Origin of the sequence: Paenochrobactrum pullorum (genome assembly GCF_041929845.1) — a bacterium.
In the GTDB taxonomy this organism is placed as follows: Bacteria; Pseudomonadota; Alphaproteobacteria; order Rhizobiales; family Rhizobiaceae; genus Paenochrobactrum; species Paenochrobactrum pullorum.
Genome location: NZ_JBHEEH010000004.1, coordinates 88,930 through 105,826 on the forward strand (window position 1 = coordinate 88,930; position 16,897 = coordinate 105,826).

16 protein-coding genes are annotated in these 16,897 nt (G+C 47.2%); 8 read left to right on the forward strand and 8 right to left on the reverse strand.

Annotated elements, in window-relative coordinates; all coding sequences use genetic code 11:
• Positions 1-130: 130 nt before the first annotated feature.
• Positions 131-1,087 (forward strand): Gfo/Idh/MocA family protein, encoded by a 957-nt coding sequence (locus JNC77_RS09060; RefSeq protein ID WP_374831662.1) that lies wholly within the window; start codon positions 131-133, stop codon positions 1,085-1,087.
• Between the two features lie 221 nt (positions 1,088-1,308).
• Positions 1,309-2,427: a DegT/DnrJ/EryC1/StrS family aminotransferase gene (locus JNC77_RS09065; RefSeq protein WP_374831664.1), complete on the forward strand. Its 1,119-nt coding sequence runs from the start codon at positions 1,309-1,311 to the stop codon at positions 2,425-2,427.
• Positions 2,428-2,472: 45 nt separating this feature from the next.
• Here the strand turns inward: JNC77_RS09065 and JNC77_RS09070 are convergent, their stop codons facing one another.
• The 3 genes from JNC77_RS09070 to JNC77_RS09080 all read right to left on the reverse strand — a co-directional run bounded on the left by JNC77_RS09070 (position 2,473) and on the right by JNC77_RS09080 (position 5,251).
• The gene (locus tag JNC77_RS09070) at positions 2,473-3,555 is read right to left on the reverse strand and encodes an AbrB family protein (protein WP_374831666.1); all 1,083 of its coding nucleotides are present in this window, start codon (positions 3,553-3,555) and stop codon (positions 2,473-2,475) included.
• A gap of 89 nt (positions 3,556-3,644) precedes the next feature.
• Positions 3,645-4,571 (reverse strand): coiled-coil domain-containing protein, encoded by a 927-nt coding sequence (locus tag JNC77_RS09075; protein WP_374831668.1) that lies wholly within the window; start codon positions 4,569-4,571, stop codon positions 3,645-3,647.
• A gap of 149 nt (positions 4,572-4,720) precedes the next feature.
• Entirely contained in the window at positions 4,721-5,251 is a 531-nt protein-coding gene (locus JNC77_RS09080) for a DUF1134 domain-containing protein (protein ID WP_374831857.1), read from the reverse strand.
• Between the two features lie 416 nt (positions 5,252-5,667).
• Between JNC77_RS09080 and chpT the strand changes: the two genes are divergently transcribed.
• Positions 5,668-6,309 carry a histidine phosphotransferase ChpT gene (chpT, locus tag JNC77_RS09085; RefSeq protein ID WP_374831670.1) on the forward strand — a complete coding sequence of 214 codons (642 nt, stop codon included), beginning with the start codon at positions 5,668-5,670 and terminating at the stop codon, positions 6,307-6,309.
• Between the two features lie 177 nt (positions 6,310-6,486).
• Here the strand turns inward: chpT and ctrA are convergent, their stop codons facing one another.
• Positions 6,487-7,185, reverse strand: a complete 699-nt coding sequence (ctrA, locus tag JNC77_RS09090) for a response regulator transcription factor CtrA (RefSeq protein ID WP_374831672.1) — start codon at positions 7,183-7,185, stop codon at positions 6,487-6,489.
• Between the two features lie 459 nt (positions 7,186-7,644).
• Here ctrA and JNC77_RS09095 point away from each other — a divergent pair, with 459 nt between their 5' ends.
• Complete coding sequence (locus JNC77_RS09095; RefSeq protein ID WP_374831674.1) at positions 7,645-8,034, forward strand: flagellar export protein FliJ; 390 nt, start codon at positions 7,645-7,647, stop codon at positions 8,032-8,034.
• Positions 8,035-8,605: 571 nt separating this feature from the next.
• On the opposite strand, the gene sciP is transcribed toward JNC77_RS09095, so the two are convergent.
• Entirely contained in the window at positions 8,606-8,881 is a 276-nt protein-coding gene (sciP, locus tag JNC77_RS09100) for a CtrA inhibitor SciP (protein ID WP_184219152.1), read from the reverse strand.
• A 431-nt stretch (positions 8,882-9,312) separates the two neighbouring features.
• Between sciP and mnmA the strand changes: the two genes are divergently transcribed.
• The gene (mnmA, locus tag JNC77_RS09105; protein WP_374831676.1) at positions 9,313-10,509 is read left to right on the forward strand and encodes a tRNA 2-thiouridine(34) synthase MnmA; all 1,197 of its coding nucleotides are present in this window, start codon (positions 9,313-9,315) and stop codon (positions 10,507-10,509) included.
• Positions 10,510-10,593: 84 nt separating this feature from the next.
• Here mnmA and JNC77_RS09110 read toward each other — a convergent pair whose 3' ends face one another.
• From JNC77_RS09110 to JNC77_RS09120, 3 genes are all read right to left on the reverse strand, one after another.
• Positions 10,594-11,421 carry a TrmH family RNA methyltransferase gene (locus JNC77_RS09110; protein WP_374831678.1) on the reverse strand — a complete coding sequence of 276 codons (828 nt, stop codon included), beginning with the start codon at positions 11,419-11,421 and terminating at the stop codon, positions 10,594-10,596.
• A 263-nt stretch (positions 11,422-11,684) separates the two neighbouring features.
• Positions 11,685-12,020: an ArsR/SmtB family transcription factor gene (locus JNC77_RS09115; RefSeq protein WP_343803798.1), complete on the reverse strand. Its 336-nt coding sequence runs from the start codon at positions 12,018-12,020 to the stop codon at positions 11,685-11,687.
• Positions 12,021-12,161: 141 nt separating this feature from the next.
• Positions 12,162-12,923, reverse strand: coding sequence for a HugZ family pyridoxamine 5'-phosphate oxidase (locus tag JNC77_RS09120; RefSeq protein ID WP_374831680.1), 762 nt, complete (start codon positions 12,921-12,923; stop codon positions 12,162-12,164).
• A gap of 377 nt (positions 12,924-13,300) precedes the next feature.
• On the opposite strand from JNC77_RS09120, the gene JNC77_RS09125 reads away from it, so the two are divergent.
• The 3 genes from JNC77_RS09125 (at position 13,301) to JNC77_RS09135 (ending at position 16,896) form a co-directional block, all read left to right on the forward strand.
• Entirely contained in the window at positions 13,301-14,905 is a 1,605-nt protein-coding gene (locus JNC77_RS09125) for an ABC transporter substrate-binding protein (protein WP_374831682.1), read from the forward strand.
• A 67-nt stretch (positions 14,906-14,972) separates the two neighbouring features.
• Positions 14,973-15,980 carry an ABC transporter permease subunit gene (locus JNC77_RS09130; RefSeq protein ID WP_374831684.1) on the forward strand — a complete coding sequence of 336 codons (1,008 nt, stop codon included), beginning with the start codon at positions 14,973-14,975 and terminating at the stop codon, positions 15,978-15,980.
• Between the two features lie 7 nt (positions 15,981-15,987).
• Positions 15,988-16,896: an ABC transporter permease subunit gene (locus JNC77_RS09135; protein ID WP_374831686.1), complete on the forward strand. Its 909-nt coding sequence runs from the start codon at positions 15,988-15,990 to the stop codon at positions 16,894-16,896.
• Position 16,897 lies beyond the last annotated feature (1 nt).

Consider the following 16,897-nt stretch of genomic DNA (forward strand, 5'->3'; position numbering starts at 1 on the left):
TTCTTGCAAGGAATATGCGGGGTAATAAGTGGGGAATGACGCTCTGTCAAGCACTCTTATTGCATCAAAGGCTTGTTTTCCATAATTTGCACCGATACACGGTAATTATTCAGATTAAAGGCAGCAAAATATGGCACCGCGTATCGCAGTTTTGGGTTGTGGCTATTGGGGCAGCAACCATATTCGTACACTTAAGGGCTTGGGCGCGCTTCAGGCCGTTGCTGATGCCGATCATGCACGGGCAGAGCGAATCGCGCACGAGCATGGCGTAGAGGCCGTGGCTGTGGATGATTTATTCACCCGCACCGACATTGACGGCATCGTGATGGCGCTTCCGGCGCAGTTGCATGCACAAATGGCTATGCGCGCTATTGAAAATGGCAAAGATGTGCTGGTTGAAAAGCCGATCGCTTTGACGGTGGAAGATGCTGAAGCAGAAGTGAAGCTTGCTAAAGACAATGGCCGTATCTTTATGGTCGGGCATGTGTTGCGTTTCCATCCGGCGTTTGAAAAACTGATGGAACTGGTAAAGTCCGGTGAATTGGGCGAGTTGCGCTATATTCACTCGCACCGCGTCGGTCTTGGAAAATTCCACAATGAAAATGATGCTTTGTGGGATCTCGCACCGCATGACCTTTCCATGATTTTGGCGCTCACCGGTTGTGAGCCGAGCGAAGTGCATGGTGAAGGCACCGCAACACTGGATCATTTGAGCGATTTTGCCCATCTGCACTTTAAATTCCCGAATGGCATTCGCGGACATTTGTTTGCCTCGCGTTTGACCCCATATCGCGAGCGTCGTTTGTCGGTGGTTGGCAGCAAAGCTATGGCCGTCTTTGATGATATGGAGCCATTTGAGCGCAAACTGGCCCTTTATAATCATAAGGTCTGGCGCAATAATAATGCGTGGGAATTTTCGATGGCCGAACCTGACTATGTAAAATACAAGGAAGGAATGCCTCTGACGCGCGAGCTGGAGCATTTTATTCATTGTATTGAAACACGGGAAAACCCGCGCACTGACGGCGAAGAAGCCATCAGCGTTCTGCGTATTTTAACTGCTGGCACTGTTAAGCACAGCAGTTAATCAACAGAACGAATTAAAAATTAGGCACCGTCAGTCCTCCCAACTGGCGGTGCTGTGCCAAAATGTTGCAGCCTTTAACAAAGTTTAAAGTCTGTTTCATAAAAGCACGAAAGTTTGAACAGGTAAGGCATGGTAGCAGAGCTACCGACCTCTTACATATGGAATATGATTCGCAGTTAAATTCTGCGGATATTTGAAAACACGGTCTTTATGGAGCCACTATGCAATTCATTGATCTTGCTGCGCAACGCGCGCGTATCGAAGACCGGATAAACAGTGCTGTTGCCAAGGTGATCACAGAAGGCCGCTATATTTTGGGCCCTGAAGTTGCTGAATTTGAAAAGCAGCTTGGTGAATATTTAGGCGTTGAACATGTGATTGCCTGCGCCAACGGTACAGATGCACTGCAGATGCCTTTGATGGCACGTGGTATCGGCCCGGGCGACGCTGTATTTTGTCCGGCCTTTACCTTTGCGGCTACTGCTGAAGTTGTAGCACTGGTTGGTGCGACACCGGTTTTCATTGATGTTGATCCGGATTCATACAATATCAATCTCGATCATCTCGAAGATGCAATTGCGATGATCCGCCAGGAAGGCCGTTTGCAGCCAAAGGCTGTTATTCCGGTCGATCTCTTCGGCCTGCCAGCTGATTATTCACGATTGATGACGATTGCCGAGCGTGAGGAACTGTTCATCATTGAAGATGCGGCACAGTCCATCGGCGGTAAAGCCAACAATGTCATGTGTGGTGCATTTGGCCATGTGGGCGCAACCAGCTTCTATCCGGCCAAGCCTTTGGGCTGCTACGGTGACGGTGGTGCAATGTTCACCAATGACGCTGAACTGGCTGAAACGCTTCGTTCAGTCTTGTTTCATGGCAAAGGCGAGACCCAGTATGACAATGTCCGTGTCGGTCTGAATTCACGTCTGGATACGATTCAGGCGGCAATTTTGATTGAAAAACTGGCCATCCTCGAAGACGAAATGGAAAAACGCCAAATCGTTGCCAAGCGTTACAATGAAGGCTTGAAGGATGTGGTGAAGGTTCCGGTCACGCCGAATGGTTTCCGCTCTGCATGGGCACAATATTCGATCGAAGCTGAAAAGCGTGATGATCTGCGCGCAAAGCTTGGCGAAGAGGGTATCCCTTCCGTTATTTATTACGTCAAACCTTTGCATTTGCAGGATGCTTACAAGCATAATCCTGTTGCGCCAGCAGGTTTGAAGGTTTCTGAAGAGCTTCCTTCACGTATTTTGAGCTTGCCAATGCATGCTTATCTGTCTGAAGAAGATCAGGACAAGATTATTCAGACGATCCGTGGTTTCTACGGCCGTTAAAATTTTCTGTTGTGAATAAAAACCGGGCTTTAAGCCCGGTTTTTTTTATGTGGTTTTTTCTGAGCGTTTATTGATGAGCTGGGAGATGATTTTGGCCAGCCAAGGCCCGATCAGCAGCACGACAAAAAACCGTGATGTCTGCATCGCCATGATGAAGGCAATATCTACATTGCTGGATGCCGCGATAATGGCGATTGTATCGGCACCGCCGGGGCTGGTCGCAAGATAGGCTGTGAGCAGGTCAATGCCGGTCATATAACTTAAAAAGGCGCCATAGAGACCGCATATGACAATCAGTGACATAATGGCCAGCAAGATTGAGGGGAATACCTTCAAAGCATAGACGAGAATGGCGCGGGTAAAGCTTAAACCAATACGCCAGCCTACCAGTACATAGGCGATGACCAACAACCAAGGCGGCAGCACAATGGTGAGCCAGCCGATTTCTTGCAGGGCAATGCCGCCAAACAGCGGCAGCATCAGGGGAGCAGAGGGCGCTCTGATAAATTTACCGATGGTGACTGAGATAAAAACAAAAAGCAGCGTTGCGCCCAAATTGTGCCAGTCAATTGGTGGAAACCAGTCAACGCTTACCGCAGCTTCAGCAGAAACATCCATGAAACTATGGGTTACAAGGGATGCTGCACCAGCGACAAGGGCGACGCGCAAATATTGCATCAATGCGACAATGCGCGGATCAGCACCATAATCGGCAGAAAGTAAAATGAGTGCAGAAGCGGCTCCGGGCGATGAGCCCCAAATCGCGGTTGTGGGATTGAGAATGTCTAACTTGCCGAGCAGATAGCCAAGGCAGGTGCTGGCAACAAGAACAAACAATACCGAAAAGATGAAGAGCGGCAGATTGAGCACCATCGAGCGAAAGAAAGCTTCATTGATGCTAAGCGCAATCAAACAACCAATCAGACCTTGCGCCCAGTAAAACGGTGTTTGCGGAACCTTTACTGTGCCTTCATGAGTGGCGATGATGATTGCCGCAATCATCGAGCCAAGCAGAAATCCCGCCGGCAGATTGAAATATTCCAAAACAGTGATGATAAGCACAGACAAGCCGATCATCAGCGCCCACTGCATGATGATTGGTTTTCCACTCAAAGATAAGAGAGGCATTGCTTGCTCCGACTGCTGACTCAAGCAGCATGGCATAAAATGCATTTGATTATTGGTGGCCAATCAGCGTGATGACCACTCAATTAGCATTATCGACTGCCGGAAAGCGAGTCAATGCGCTTGGCAAGGCTGCTTTTTTTACGTGATTTTGACTTGCGGCCAGCATTGGCATTGGCAAGAGCAGAGACGGCTGCTTCTTTGGCTAAAATAGCAGGGATGGGTGACTGTTCGCCTTCTTGTTCTACCGATGAAAGCACCATTTCCGCAGCGATTTCCTGAATTTCTTCACGGATTTTTTCTTCTTCAACGCTTGGTTCTTTAGAATTCCGGCTTAGTTTTTCTTCAGCATCGGACAAAAGCGTGATGAGACGGGCAAGGCGTTGCTCCAATTGGACATTTTTTTGTTTTTCATTGTTCAGCGCTGTCTGGGTGGCTGTGATTTCAGCCTTGAGTTTGTTCTCGCGCATATCAAAATCCTTGTGTGACCGTCTGAGCTCTGCGATTTGACTATGCAGATTATCATTATTTGTTTCTTTAGCCGCCAGCTCCAGTCTGGTAACATTGCCAAGTTCTTTTAATTCGGCATGAAGCTGATGCAGCTCTGCATAATTTTGCTTGAGTTCAGCTAATTCACGCTGCTGCTCTTGCATGGCTATGCCAAGATTTTCGAGCTCGCCTTCAAGATGGGCTTTATTCTCGGTCAACGATGCAATGGTGTTTTCCAACTCAGGTATTTGTTTGAGTTCTTGGTGATTTTTACCGATGGTAATATTTAGCTCGGCCCGTGTGGCCTCTGAACGTTTGATACGCATTTCAAGTCCGGCAATTTCGGCTGCATAACGGGCGCGCAGGCCGTCGGTTCGGGCATTTATCTCTTCCAGTGTCAGCGGGAGCGAGGTTTCAACATCTTTGCGGGCGCGTTTATATGCGCGTTTGAAAAGGGCAGGTGCAATGAATATGCCGATAAATACCGCGCATAAAAAACCAAGAATGAAGAAAAGCGCAGTTTCAATCACAGCTTAACTTTCCAATTGGCAAAACCAATGGCGCTTGCATATTGCTTAAAGCCATCGCCGCAATCTTAATGGAACCCTTATAAGAGGGCTAGTTGATTTATATTGGGGCTGAAAAGGGATTTCAGCCCCACATTATTTTCAAAGTGTTTTTAGAACGGGTTCCATGTTGGTGAATTTGTCAATTTCAGATAACCGATATTGACACCAAGACGGGCACCAACGCCTGTACGTACCGGCACCAGCAGAATATTGCCGCGCTTGACGACATTGAAGCCGACGCCGGCAATGACATAGGCAGAGCCTGAAACACCGGCGTAGCGTCCGTAAAGGCTCTGAATGTCATCCAGATTATAAACCAGCATCATGACGCGTGATCCCTGACCGCCAAAGTCCCACCCGAGCGATGGTCCTTGCCAGAAGGTTTTGTGATCACCTGCATTTTTGGTGAATAAAGTACCCTCACCATAGGTCAGGCCGCCGATAAATGCGCCGGAACCTTCCTCACCCAGAATATAGCCGTTGGGAAGGCCATAGCTTTGGAAGATTTTTTCAATTGCCGATGCAATACCGCCGCTGGTGGAGCCGAAGAAACGATGGCCTGAATCAACGATTTCTGCGGCAGTATAAGTGTTGTTCGCATATGCGTTTTGGGCTGAGGCAAAAATCAATGCCAGCAGCATGAAAGTGATTGTCTTGAAGCGCGCGAGGCGCCCCGACAGGGGAAAGTTGGCCATATTGGGTTCCTTCTGGCTACTCGCATCTCTGTCTGACATACGACCCTGTTAATTTTATAAGCGACGCGGCTCTTTGGCTGCGAGCAGAATCATCGCCATGATAAAAGCGAATCATTTGCTAAATGGTTACAAAATAAAATTGTTGCCAAAGTAGCTGAAAAAAATGGCAGAAACCGGTTTTCGTAAAGATATGCAAACTTCTTGTTTGTAAGAATAGCTACAAACCGTGTTGGTTCAGCGGCTCTATTGTCGCTTACAATGCAGAACTGTATCGATAGTTTCAACAGGTGATTCGTTTCATCGCATCCGCTTGGTCAGCATTTCACTTATGCTGCTGAAAAATTAGATTCCGGAGATCAATTATGTCACTGCCCGTCGTTATTTCAGCTCTCGATCTTGGTGCATTATTATGCAGCCGCATCTGCCATGACATTATTTCACCCGTTGGCGCGATTAATAATGGTCTGGAATTGCTTGAAGAGGGCGGCGCTGACGAAGATGCAATGGAACTGATCAAGGCCAGTGCTCGCAATGCGTCCGCCAGATTGCAATTTGCACGTATTGCTTTTGGTGCAGCCGGATCAGCAAGTGTTCAGATCGACACTGGTGACGCTCATAGCGTAACGCGTGAATATTTTAAAAATGAAAAAGCGGAACTTTCATGGGAAGGTGCCCGTGTTTTATTGCCTAAAAATAAGGTGAAGCTGCTGCTCAACCTTATTTTGGTGGCCAATTCCGCCATCCCGCGCGGTGGTAACCTTGATGTCGTGCTGGAAAATGGTGATGTTAATCCGGCTTTTAAAATTACGGTCAAAGGCCGTATGCTGCGTGTCGCGCCTAAATTTCAGGAACTTTATTCAGGCATTGTTCCGGAAGACCCAATTGATGCGCATGCGGTTCAGCCGTATTATACTCTGCTTTTGGCACAAGAAACCAATATGGAAATCTCTGTTGACGTCCGCGAAGAAGAAATTGTCTTCTCGGCAGCTGAAAAATCCGCTTGATTGCGCATAGTTTTGCACGACTTTTAAACGCTTGATCGTATTTCAAAACGCGACTTCGATTATTAGATTGAGGTCGCGTTTTTATGTTTGACCTTGAAACACATTCTTTTTATTTGGATTCAGCGCAAGAAAAAACCCGCTAAAAGCGGGTTTTTATCAAGTTCGGAGCTTTGAAACTTAAGCGCTTTCACGCATTTCTTCATCCGGTTCACGTAATACATAGCCACGACCCCAAACGGTTTCGATAAAGCTCTGATTGCCGGAAACAGCATCCAGTTTTTTGCGCAATTTGCAGATGAAGACGTCGATAATCTTCAATTCCGGCTCATCCATACCGCCATAAAGATGGTTGAGGAACATTTCTTTGGTCAAGGTTGTGCCCTTACGCAGAGAAAGAAGCTCCAGCATCTGATATTCTTTACCGGTCAGGTGGACGCGCTGGCCTGCAACTTCAACAGTTTTAGCATCCAGGTTAACCACAAGTTCACCGGTGGTGATGACAGATTGGGCGTGACCTTTCGAGCGACGAACGATTGCATGAATACGTGCAATCAGCTCATCTTTATGAAAAGGCTTGGTCATGTAATCGTCTGCGCCGAAGCCAAGGCCACGAACCTTGTCTTCAATACCAGCCATACCTGACAGGATCAGGATAGGTGTTTTAACTTTGGACAGACGTAATGTACGCAATACTTCATAACCGGACATATCCGGCAAATTCAAATCAAGCAGAATAATATCGTAATCGTAAAGCTTACCCAGATCGATGCCTTCTTCACCCAAATCGGTGGTATAGACATTAAAACTCTCTGATTTAAGCATCAATTCAATGCTCTGTGCAATTGCACTGTCGTCTTCAATCAATAGGACGCGCATTTCAAAATCCCCTTTCCGCAGCTGACCAGTTTTGTCCTTCAAAGCAGCACACGGAACTGTCGTTGCCTTATTGTGAAGGTGCCAGCAAATGGTTAACAAAATATGTTTCCCTTTGGCAAGCATATTTATTTGTCATTGAAAGAAATATCGTATCCGATTGAATCCAAAGCATAACTATCCTTCAGTGATTGTTCGCAAATCACTTTAAGAAATTATGCTAAGTGACTCATTGGACTCTATCTTTTTGACCGTTGCCAAAAAATCACATCATATTTACCGAGCCTTAATTCCTAACGCTTATGATTAAGGAAGCTCGTAAAGGAATGGTTACCAAAAGTAAAAAATCTTAACTTATTTTTTGTAATTGGGACTGTTTACAGAGTTCAAGTGTTTAAGTGTGTTGTGTGGGGTCACCCTGATGAAGGTTTTTGCAGGGCTGGTTTTCAAGGAGTATTGCGTATGAAACCACGTGAAAGTCTGGTTAGGCTGAAGCTTTTTCAAGTTAAGGAAAAGCGTCGTCAGCTCGGACAGCTTGATCTCATGATGGGTGAGTTTGAACGCATGGCCAGTGAGCTGGAAGCGCAAATCATCTCGGAAGAGAAAAAAGCGGGCATTACGGATTTAACACATTTTGCCTATCCGACATTTGCCAAAGCTGCCCGCCAGCGCCGTGATAATCTGATGGTGTCGATCCGCGATCTGCATGTGCAAAAAGAAGCCGCTGAAGCCGATTTGGTTGTTGCGGAAGCTGACCTTGCCAAGGCAGAAGCTCTGGAAGAGCGTGACGGTAAAGTCTTGCGTGATATGGATGAACGCCCTGCATTTGACCGGCGTGCGATGATTGGCTGATTTGATCGAATGACGGTTTAAAAATTCAGGGGTGGGAAGTTTAGACCGTAATTTGCTCTAAAACGAATCAATGGAAAATGCCGGATCTTTTTCCGGCATTTAAATTCTGGAACCCAAAATTTGCAACTTGTGGCTGTCTCTGGTCTTAGCTGTTTTGGTGCTTGTTTGACGCCTGTTAATTCTTTGCACGCGCCATGTTTTTTTAAAAATCAATTCTAAACGAACCGGAGGCAGATAATGCGCTGCGGTTAAAATGATTCGCTTGATATATTTTCTGATAAACTGAATTTATCTAGCATTGCAACTTGAGTGCAGGCGTGGATTGACGTGTGGCTTGCTAAACGGATCACCGACGTGACGTTTTGTTTATGCCAACCCGTCAGTATTGAAAATTATCTGCCAGCATATTCGGTGGCATTATTTATATTTATAATCTGAGAATTAAGTTTTAAAAAAAGATAAAGCCGGCACGAAGCCGGCTTTATAGGTGTTGAGCTGTTCAGGCGCAGTTTTTCAACCGCCACGTGACCAGAGGGCCAGTTAAAATAACTGCCCGAAATCATGCTACAGCCTAGTGGCGGTATTGCTGAATTCGGGTTGTCCGCAAACCGGCGAGACCATGCTCGTCGATTGAAGACTGCCAGGACAGAAACTCCTCGACCGTCAAAGTGTAGCGTTGGCATGCCTCGTCAAGGGAAAGGAGACCACCGCGCACTGCGGCGACAACCTCTGCCTTACGACGTATAACCCAACGCCGCGTGTTGGCGGGCGGGAGATCGGCAATGGTCAGCGGGCTGCCATCAGGGCCGATCACATATTTAATTCGTGGTCTTACCAGATCGGTCATTGTACTCTCTACACAATTCACTCAAGGACCTAATCAAGACTCACTTTAGACACACAGCTTTAAAAAAGAGCTAAGCACCTGGTAACGCCTTGGTAACGAATTGAAAAATTGATGTGAAAAGGCCGGAATTCAGGGCTTTTAACAGATGTTTTTTAATTTTATTTTTCGCCACAATTCGCGTTTTGGCACTGGATGCGGGGGAAGTGTTAATATAAACACCCTGAATGTTAATCATTGCCCATGGTGAAGCGATGTTATGAGCGTCACAACTGGCAGAACAGATTCTCATATAAAGTTGATTGTTATCTGCGAGTTTTCTGGTGCAAAGAGAGAGTAGGGCTTGGCAAAATGCCGCACTATGACCTATATAGGCATTAATTAATCGAAATTGCTGGAAACGAGGGCAGTGCGCTCTAGGACTGGATTCCAAAATGATGTTGAATAGCTTGGACCTGCCGGGAAGACCGGAAGATACACGAATAGTCGTTGCCATGTCTGGCGGTGTTGATTCGTCTGTAGTGGCCGGCATTCTTAAACGAGAGAATTATGATGTTATTGGTGTGACATTGCAGCTCTATGATCATGGAGCAGCTGTGCACCGTGCCGGCTCTTGCTGTGCCGGTCAGGATATTGAAGATGCGCGCCGGGTTTGCGAAACTCTTGGCATTCCGCATTATGTTCTTGATTATGAAAAACGTTTTCGCGACGCGGTTATCAATCCATTTGCGGATTCTTATATCGCGGGTGAAACGCCTATTCCATGTGTTACGTGTAACCAAACCGTAAAATTTGCCGATCTGTTGCAGACCGCGCGTGATTTGGGGGCGGCAGCTTTAGCAACCGGCCATTATATCCGCAGCCGTACCAATGGTGAGCACCGCTCACTTTTCCGTCCGGTCGATACGGATCGTGACCAGAGCTATTTCCTGTTTGCAACGACCCAGGAACAGCTTGATTATTTACGTTTTCCTTTAGGTGGTATGCCTAAATCTGAGGTGCGTAAGATTGCCGAAGAGCTGGAGCTGACCGTTGCGCAAAAACAGGACAGTCAGGATATTTGTTTTGTGCCGCAGGGTAAATATTCCGATATTGTTTCGCGCCTGAATCCGGCTGCTGCAAGCCCGGGCGCAATCGTCCATATTGATGGCCGTATTATCGGCCAGCATGAAGGCATTGTACATTATACGGTTGGTCAGCGCCGCGGTATCGGTGTTGCAACGGGTGATCCATTATATGTGGTGCATCTGGATGCGGCACGCTCGCGCGTGATTGTAGGCCCACGTGAAGCACTGGAAACCCATAAAGTTTTCTTGCGCGATGTGAATTGGCTCGGCGATCAGGCAATTGATGCACTGCCGGAAGAGGGCGTATCGGTATTTGCCAAAGTGCGCTCCACCCGTGCGCCGCGTCCGGCTGTCTTGTACAGCAAGGACGGTGAAGTGTGGGTTGAGCTGATTGATGGTGAAAGCGGCATTGCACCGGGACAGGCTTGCGTGCTTTATTCTGATGACAGCAACACTGCGCGCGTCTTTGGCGGCGGTTTTATCGAGCGATCGGAACGTGAACCGGAAGCAGAAGCAATGTTACGCCGTCTGGTCAGTGGTGAAACGGTTGTAACTGCTGCTTAACAGCTGACGTGATTAATCAAAAAAAAGCCGTCATTGCAATCATGGCGGCTTTTTTGTTTGGTCGTTTTTCGTCAATACATTGTTTTATGATTGTGAAAAACGGCTGCATTGGCTGAGCGCAATGCCGGATGCGGTCGCCACATTCAGGCTGTCGAAATCTTCTGCCATCGGAATGCGCGCAGTTTGTAGCTTTTGCAAAATATAAGGTGGCAAGCCGTCACCTTCAGTGCCAAGCAGAAGTGCCCGACGTTTGACGCGCGGTACTTGATGCATGTTTATGGCTCCGGATGGGCTTAAAGCTAAAATCTCAAAATCGGCGGCAATCAGTGCTTCGATGATTTCATCAATAGTACCGCCCCGTGCATAGGGCGTTTTCAACGCCGCCCCGACTGATACACGAATGGCTTTGCGGTAAAGCGGATCGCAGCTGGTTTGATCCATCAAAATTCCGTCGGCAGCAAAAGCGGCTGCATTGCGAAAAATTGAACCGACATTGTCGTGATTGCTTAAACCGCACATGACCACCACCAAGGCTTCCGGCGGTAATTGTGCAATTAATTGACTATGATAGCTTGGCTGTTTTTGCTTGCCAACAGCCAGAATGCCGCGGTGAACATGAAAACCGGCGATTTTGTCCATGATTTCGGAAGAGACGACATAGATGGGCAGTTCGGTGGGGCAAAGCGCCATTTGTTGCACCATCCCCGAAAGACGATTTTCTAATATCAGCAGCGAGAGGATTTCAAATCGTTCTGAGCGCAAGGCAACATTGAGTACCGATTTGCCTTCAGCGATGAAAAGTCCGTCTCTGCCGACGAGATCTTTTTCCTTGATCGCATGATAAGCAAGCAGCCGCTCATCATCGGCGTTGTCGATATAAATAATATTATGGTCAGGAAAAGAAGTAGTCATTGAGCAACATGTCAGCTGAGAGATAAATTTATTTCCTTCTAGAGCGTGTCGCATTTTATCTTATCCACTGCGCTTACTCTAACAACTTGTTTTTACGCATGTCTTTATCCCAAAACCGGTGCCCACTTTTGGGAGACATGCTTTAGCAGCTGCTGGCCGGTAATTGAACAATATAGTTCAAACGGAAAACCCCGCCATTTGGAAATGGCGGGGATATTAACAGTTCCAATATCTGTCTTTCGCAGATGAAACCGACACCAGCTTCAGGCAAATGCTGCTACACGCTGATGTTCTGGTGCCTGATGGATTCCGGCAAGTGTTGAAAGCATAGTTTCAATATGTGGTGATGAAACCATATAATAGATGGTTTGCGCATCACGGCGCGTTGAAACAAGGTTCATTGCACGCAATTTAGCCAGATGCTGCGACAGCGCCGACTGACTTAAGTTGACTTCTTTCGCCAAAACGCCCACCGACATCTCATTGTGCAAAAGCTTATTGAGAATAAGAAGACGTTTATTATTGGCCAATGCTGTTAAAAAATCAGCAGCATAGTCTACGTGTTGTTCGAGATTATTAAAGTTAATTTGATGCTTCATGCCGCGCTCCACCCCCGTAAGACAACATGATTAATAACTATTTTTATCTCAAAATAAGTAGCGAGGAAAAGTTCAGTTGGCAAGCCTTTCTTGAAATTAAACAAAAACATGATGGGGTTTTCTTGAAATTATCCATCATTATCAAGCATGTAATAGTGAGATTATTTGAGTTTTTGCTGATGAACCATCCAGCGCATTCTTTTCAAACCATACTCTTTCAATGCTGTCTTGAGCGCGCAAATTGAAACCATCGGAATCAATAGCGCTGATCGCCCATGTAGTGGAGGATGTATTGTTTTTGATGTATTTATTGGCAAAAGCGCGAATATTATCTTTGTAATTACTGTTAAGATTTTCCAGATTTTCAGCTTCATCTACTGCGATAGCTGCACTGGTATCCGCATCACATATCAAGTCGGCTGCGGTCAAATTAAAAGCTTTACCAAAACCACCATTGAGACTGGCGCCGTCCACTTGCAACCGAAAGAAACTGAAATCACCTAAATCAACATATAGCGCGCCCTTCGGGTTATGATTGAGATAGCGGATGCGCAAGTGCTGGTAAGTTTCATGTGCTCTGGTGATTTGCACGGCAGTACAATGCAGGGTCATGCGGGCATGCGCCATTGCGTCGCCTTTACCCGGTTCGCCGACCAGTAATGAACAATACGGATTGGCGATAAGGCTGGCTGTGTGCGGCGCGAGCGCTGAAACCAATATGAGCGGCGTGCCGTCATTGTCTGTGGCAAGCGCGACCCGGCTGGCATTGGGGCGTTGCGTGCTGGCCGAGATGCAGGCCAGCGCTGCAAAACGGGCAGTGCGGATCAAGGTTTTGGCGATTTGGATGGCTTGCGGTGTGGTTGGGCGAATGACATCTTTATTTTGTTCAGGATTATTCTGCATTGTTTCCACTGCTTTGTGATTGAGATTTTTGCAGCTTACACATTTTGTTATAAAAGTGGATATTTAAAATCATATTTTAAGTTAGCACTTTTTGTTGGCGGCCCATCATTTTGATTTAGAAAAGATTTTTTGCGGCTCTGATGGAGATGGTTTTTTGATGATATTTTAGCGATAATAAAATGCCTTGAACGCAATTTTCTTTCATACTCATAAAAATTAGAAGAAAAATCTACTAAATCGACTGAAAAATGGTTGATATTGTAATTTAGTTCTACAGACGGAGCTTGCAAAGTTTAGTAGCAAAGGTTTCGATAGGGTTTGATTGCAGCGCAATGGGGGCTCTGCAAACCGACATTTCCGTGGAGGCGGATTTACATATGAAAATTTACAAAAAATTGTTAGCAGCGTCAGCACTTGCTACTATGGCAGGTGTCATCGGGATGACCGGTGCAGCTTCCGCAAAAACATTGGTTTATTGCTCGGAAGCGTCACCAGAGGGATTTGATCCTGCGCCTTATACTACAGGTAATACCTTCGATGCTTCTTCGCATCCGATTTACAATCGTCTGGTAGAATTTGAGCCGGGTGGCACCAAAGTTGTACCGGCATTGGCTGAAAGCTGGGATGTAAGCGAAGACGGCAAGGAATATACTTTCCATTTGCGTAAAGGCGTAAAGTATCAGACCACTGATTTCTTCACACCAAGCCGTGAATTTACTGCTGATGATGTGATTTTCTCTTTTGAACGTCAGCGCGACAAAAACAGCCCTTGGTATGAATATACTGCTGGCATTTCTTATCAGTACTTCGACAGTATGGAAATGACCACCTTGATCGATAAGATTGAGAAGGTTGATGATCACACTGTCAAATTTGTGCTGACACGTCCGGAAGCGCCTTTTATCGCAAACCTCGGCATGGACTTTGCCTCTATTGTCTCTAAAGAATATGCAGACAAGCTTGAAGCTGAAGGTAAAAAAGAAAATCTTAACCAGTTCCCTGTCGGTACCGGCCCTTACACCTTCGTAGCTTACCAGAAAGATGCGGTCATTCGCTATAAAGCGAATCCTGATTTCTGGAAAGGCAAAGAAAAGATCGATGATTTGGTTTTCGCCATCACCATCGATCCGGGTGTACGCATGCAGAAGCTCAAGGCAGGTGAGTGCCACATTGCCCCGTATCCGGCACCAGCTGATATTGATGGCCTGAAAGCCGACAGTAATTTGGTGGTTGACGAACAGGCCGGCTTGAACGTTGCGTATCTGGCTTACAACACCATGGTAGCGCCTTTCGATAAACCGGAAGTACGTCGTGCACTCAATCAGGCTGTCAATAAAGACGCGATTATTGAAGCTGTGTTCCAGGGCACCGGTCAGGTTGCCAAAAACCCGATCCCACCGACAATGTGGAGCTATAACGACACCATTGAAGACGACAAATACGATCCGGAAGCTGCTAAAAAAGTATTGTCAGATGCTGGTCTGACAGAAATGAAGCTTTGGGCAATGCCTGTCAGCCGTCCATATATGCCTAATGCGCGACGTGCAGCTGAACTTATTCAGGCTGATTTGGCGAAAGCCGGCGTTAAGGCAGAAATCGTCTCGATGGAATGGGGTGAATACCTCAAGAAGGCTGCTGAAAAGGACCGCGATGGTGCTGTGATGCTTGGCTGGACAGGTGATAATGGTGATCCGGACAACTTCCTCGGTGCGTTGCTTTCATGCGCTGGTGTTGGTGGCAATAACCGTGCACAGTGGTGTAACGAAGAGTTTGACGCAATTATCAACAAAGCTAAAATAACGGCTGATCAGGAAGAGCGTACCAAGCTTTACGAACAGGCACAGGTGCTGTTCAAAGAGCAGGCTCCGTGGAACACACTCGCTCACTCCACAGTTTATATGCCAATGTCCAAGAAGGTTGTTGGTTATAAGATGAGCCCGCTGGGTGCGCACCGATTTGACGGTGTTGATCTTTCCGAGTAATCCGTAAAGGGGAAATACCGGGCGTTGAACTTTTCAAATAGTTCAGCGCCCGGTTTTCAATTGGACAATGATACGTTTTATTCTTGGCAAGATTTTATATCTTATCCCAACTTTCATCGGCATCACGATTGTCGCATTTGGCTTTGTTCGTGTTTTGCCTGGTGATCCGGTATTGCTGATGGCAGGCGAGCGCGGACTTTCGCCTGAGCGACATGCGCAGCTGTTGGAGCAGTTCGGCTTTCATCGTCCCTTATGGGAACAATATTTAGATTATGTATGGAAGCTTCTGCATGGTGATTTCGGCGCGTCAATCGTGACGAAAGTGCCAGTGCTGAAAGAGTTTTTCACACTTTTTCCTGCAACATTGGAGCTCAGCACCTGCGCCATTCTCCTGGCTGTGTTGATTGGTGTTCCGGCAGGTGTTTTGGCCGCAGTCAAACGCGGATCATGGTTTGACCAAACATCCATGGGCGCGGCTCTCGTTGGTTATTCCATGCCGATTTTCTGGTGGGGCTTGTTGTTGATCATCCTGTTTTCAGGGATTTTGCAATGGACGCCGGTTTCGGGTCGTATTTCGCTGATGTATTATTTCCCGTCGGTCACCGGCTTCATGCTGATTGATAGTCTATTGTCGGGTCAAAAGGGCGCTTTTGCTTCTGCTGCTTCTCATCTTGTTTTGCCAACCATTGTATTGGCGACCATCCCGTTAGCGGTGATTGCCCGTCAAACTCGATCAGCCATGCTGGAAGTGTTGGGCGAGGATTATGTCCGCACAGCCCGTGCCAAAGGTTTGCCGCTGCGTCGTGTTATCGGTCTTCATGCTTTGCGCAATGCGCTGATACCAGTGATCACCACCATTGGTTTGCAGGTTGGTGTGTTGATGGCCGGTGCAATTTTGACCGAAACGATTTTCTCATGGCCTGGTATTGGTAAATGGATGCTCGATTCCATTTCACGCCGTGACTATCCTGTCGTGCAGGGTGGCTTGCTGCTGATTGCGATGATGGTGATGGCTGTAAACTTGATCGTTGACCTTCTCTATGGTCTGATCAATCCGCGTATCCGGCATAAGTGAGGCTGTTATGAGTGAAGTAACTGTTCAGACGGAAACCTCAGATGCGCCATCAACTATGCGCGGTTTGAAGGATTTCTGGTTTTATTTTAGTGTGAACCGCGGTGCGGTGATCGGTCTATTTGTTTTTACGGCAATCATTTTGGTAGCGATTTTCGCGCCATTGGTCGCGCCGCATAATCCGACCGAACAATATCGCGAATTCATGCTGCGCCCGCCATTCTGGCAGGATGGTGGCTTATGGAGCTTTCCGCTCGGCACGGATGCGGTTGGTCGCGATATTCTTTCGCGTTTGATTTATGGTGCACAATATTCACTGCTTGTCGGCTTTGTCATTGTGATTATCGCCATGTGTGTAGGGATTACCATCGGCCTTCTCTCCGGCTTTTTTGGTGGTGTTGTCGATAATACATTCATGCGTATTATGGACGTGATGCTTGCATTCCCGTCTTTGCTGCTGGCGCTGGTGATGGTTGCCATTTTGGGGCCTGGCCTCATCAATGCGGTAATCGCGATTACGCTTGTGTTGCTGCCGCACTTTTCACGTTTGACGCGTGCGGCTGTGATGGCCGAAAAAGAGCGTGAATATGTCATTGCTGCCAAGCTGGCAGGTGCAAAAAAACTGCGGCTGATGTTCAAAACGATTTTGCCAAACTGCTTGGCACCATTGGTGGTGCAGGCAACTTTGTCCTTTTCCAACGCGATTTTGGACGTGGCAGCACTGGGCTTTTTAGGCATGGGCGCACAGCCGCCTACACCGGAATGGGGTACTATGTTGGCTGAAGCCCGTGAATTTATTTTGCGCGCTTGGTGGGTGGTTACCTTCCCGGGTCTGGCAATCCTGATTACGGTGCTGGCAATCAATCTGATCGGTGACGGCTTGCGTGATGCGCTTGATCCGAAGCTGAAAAGGAGCTGAT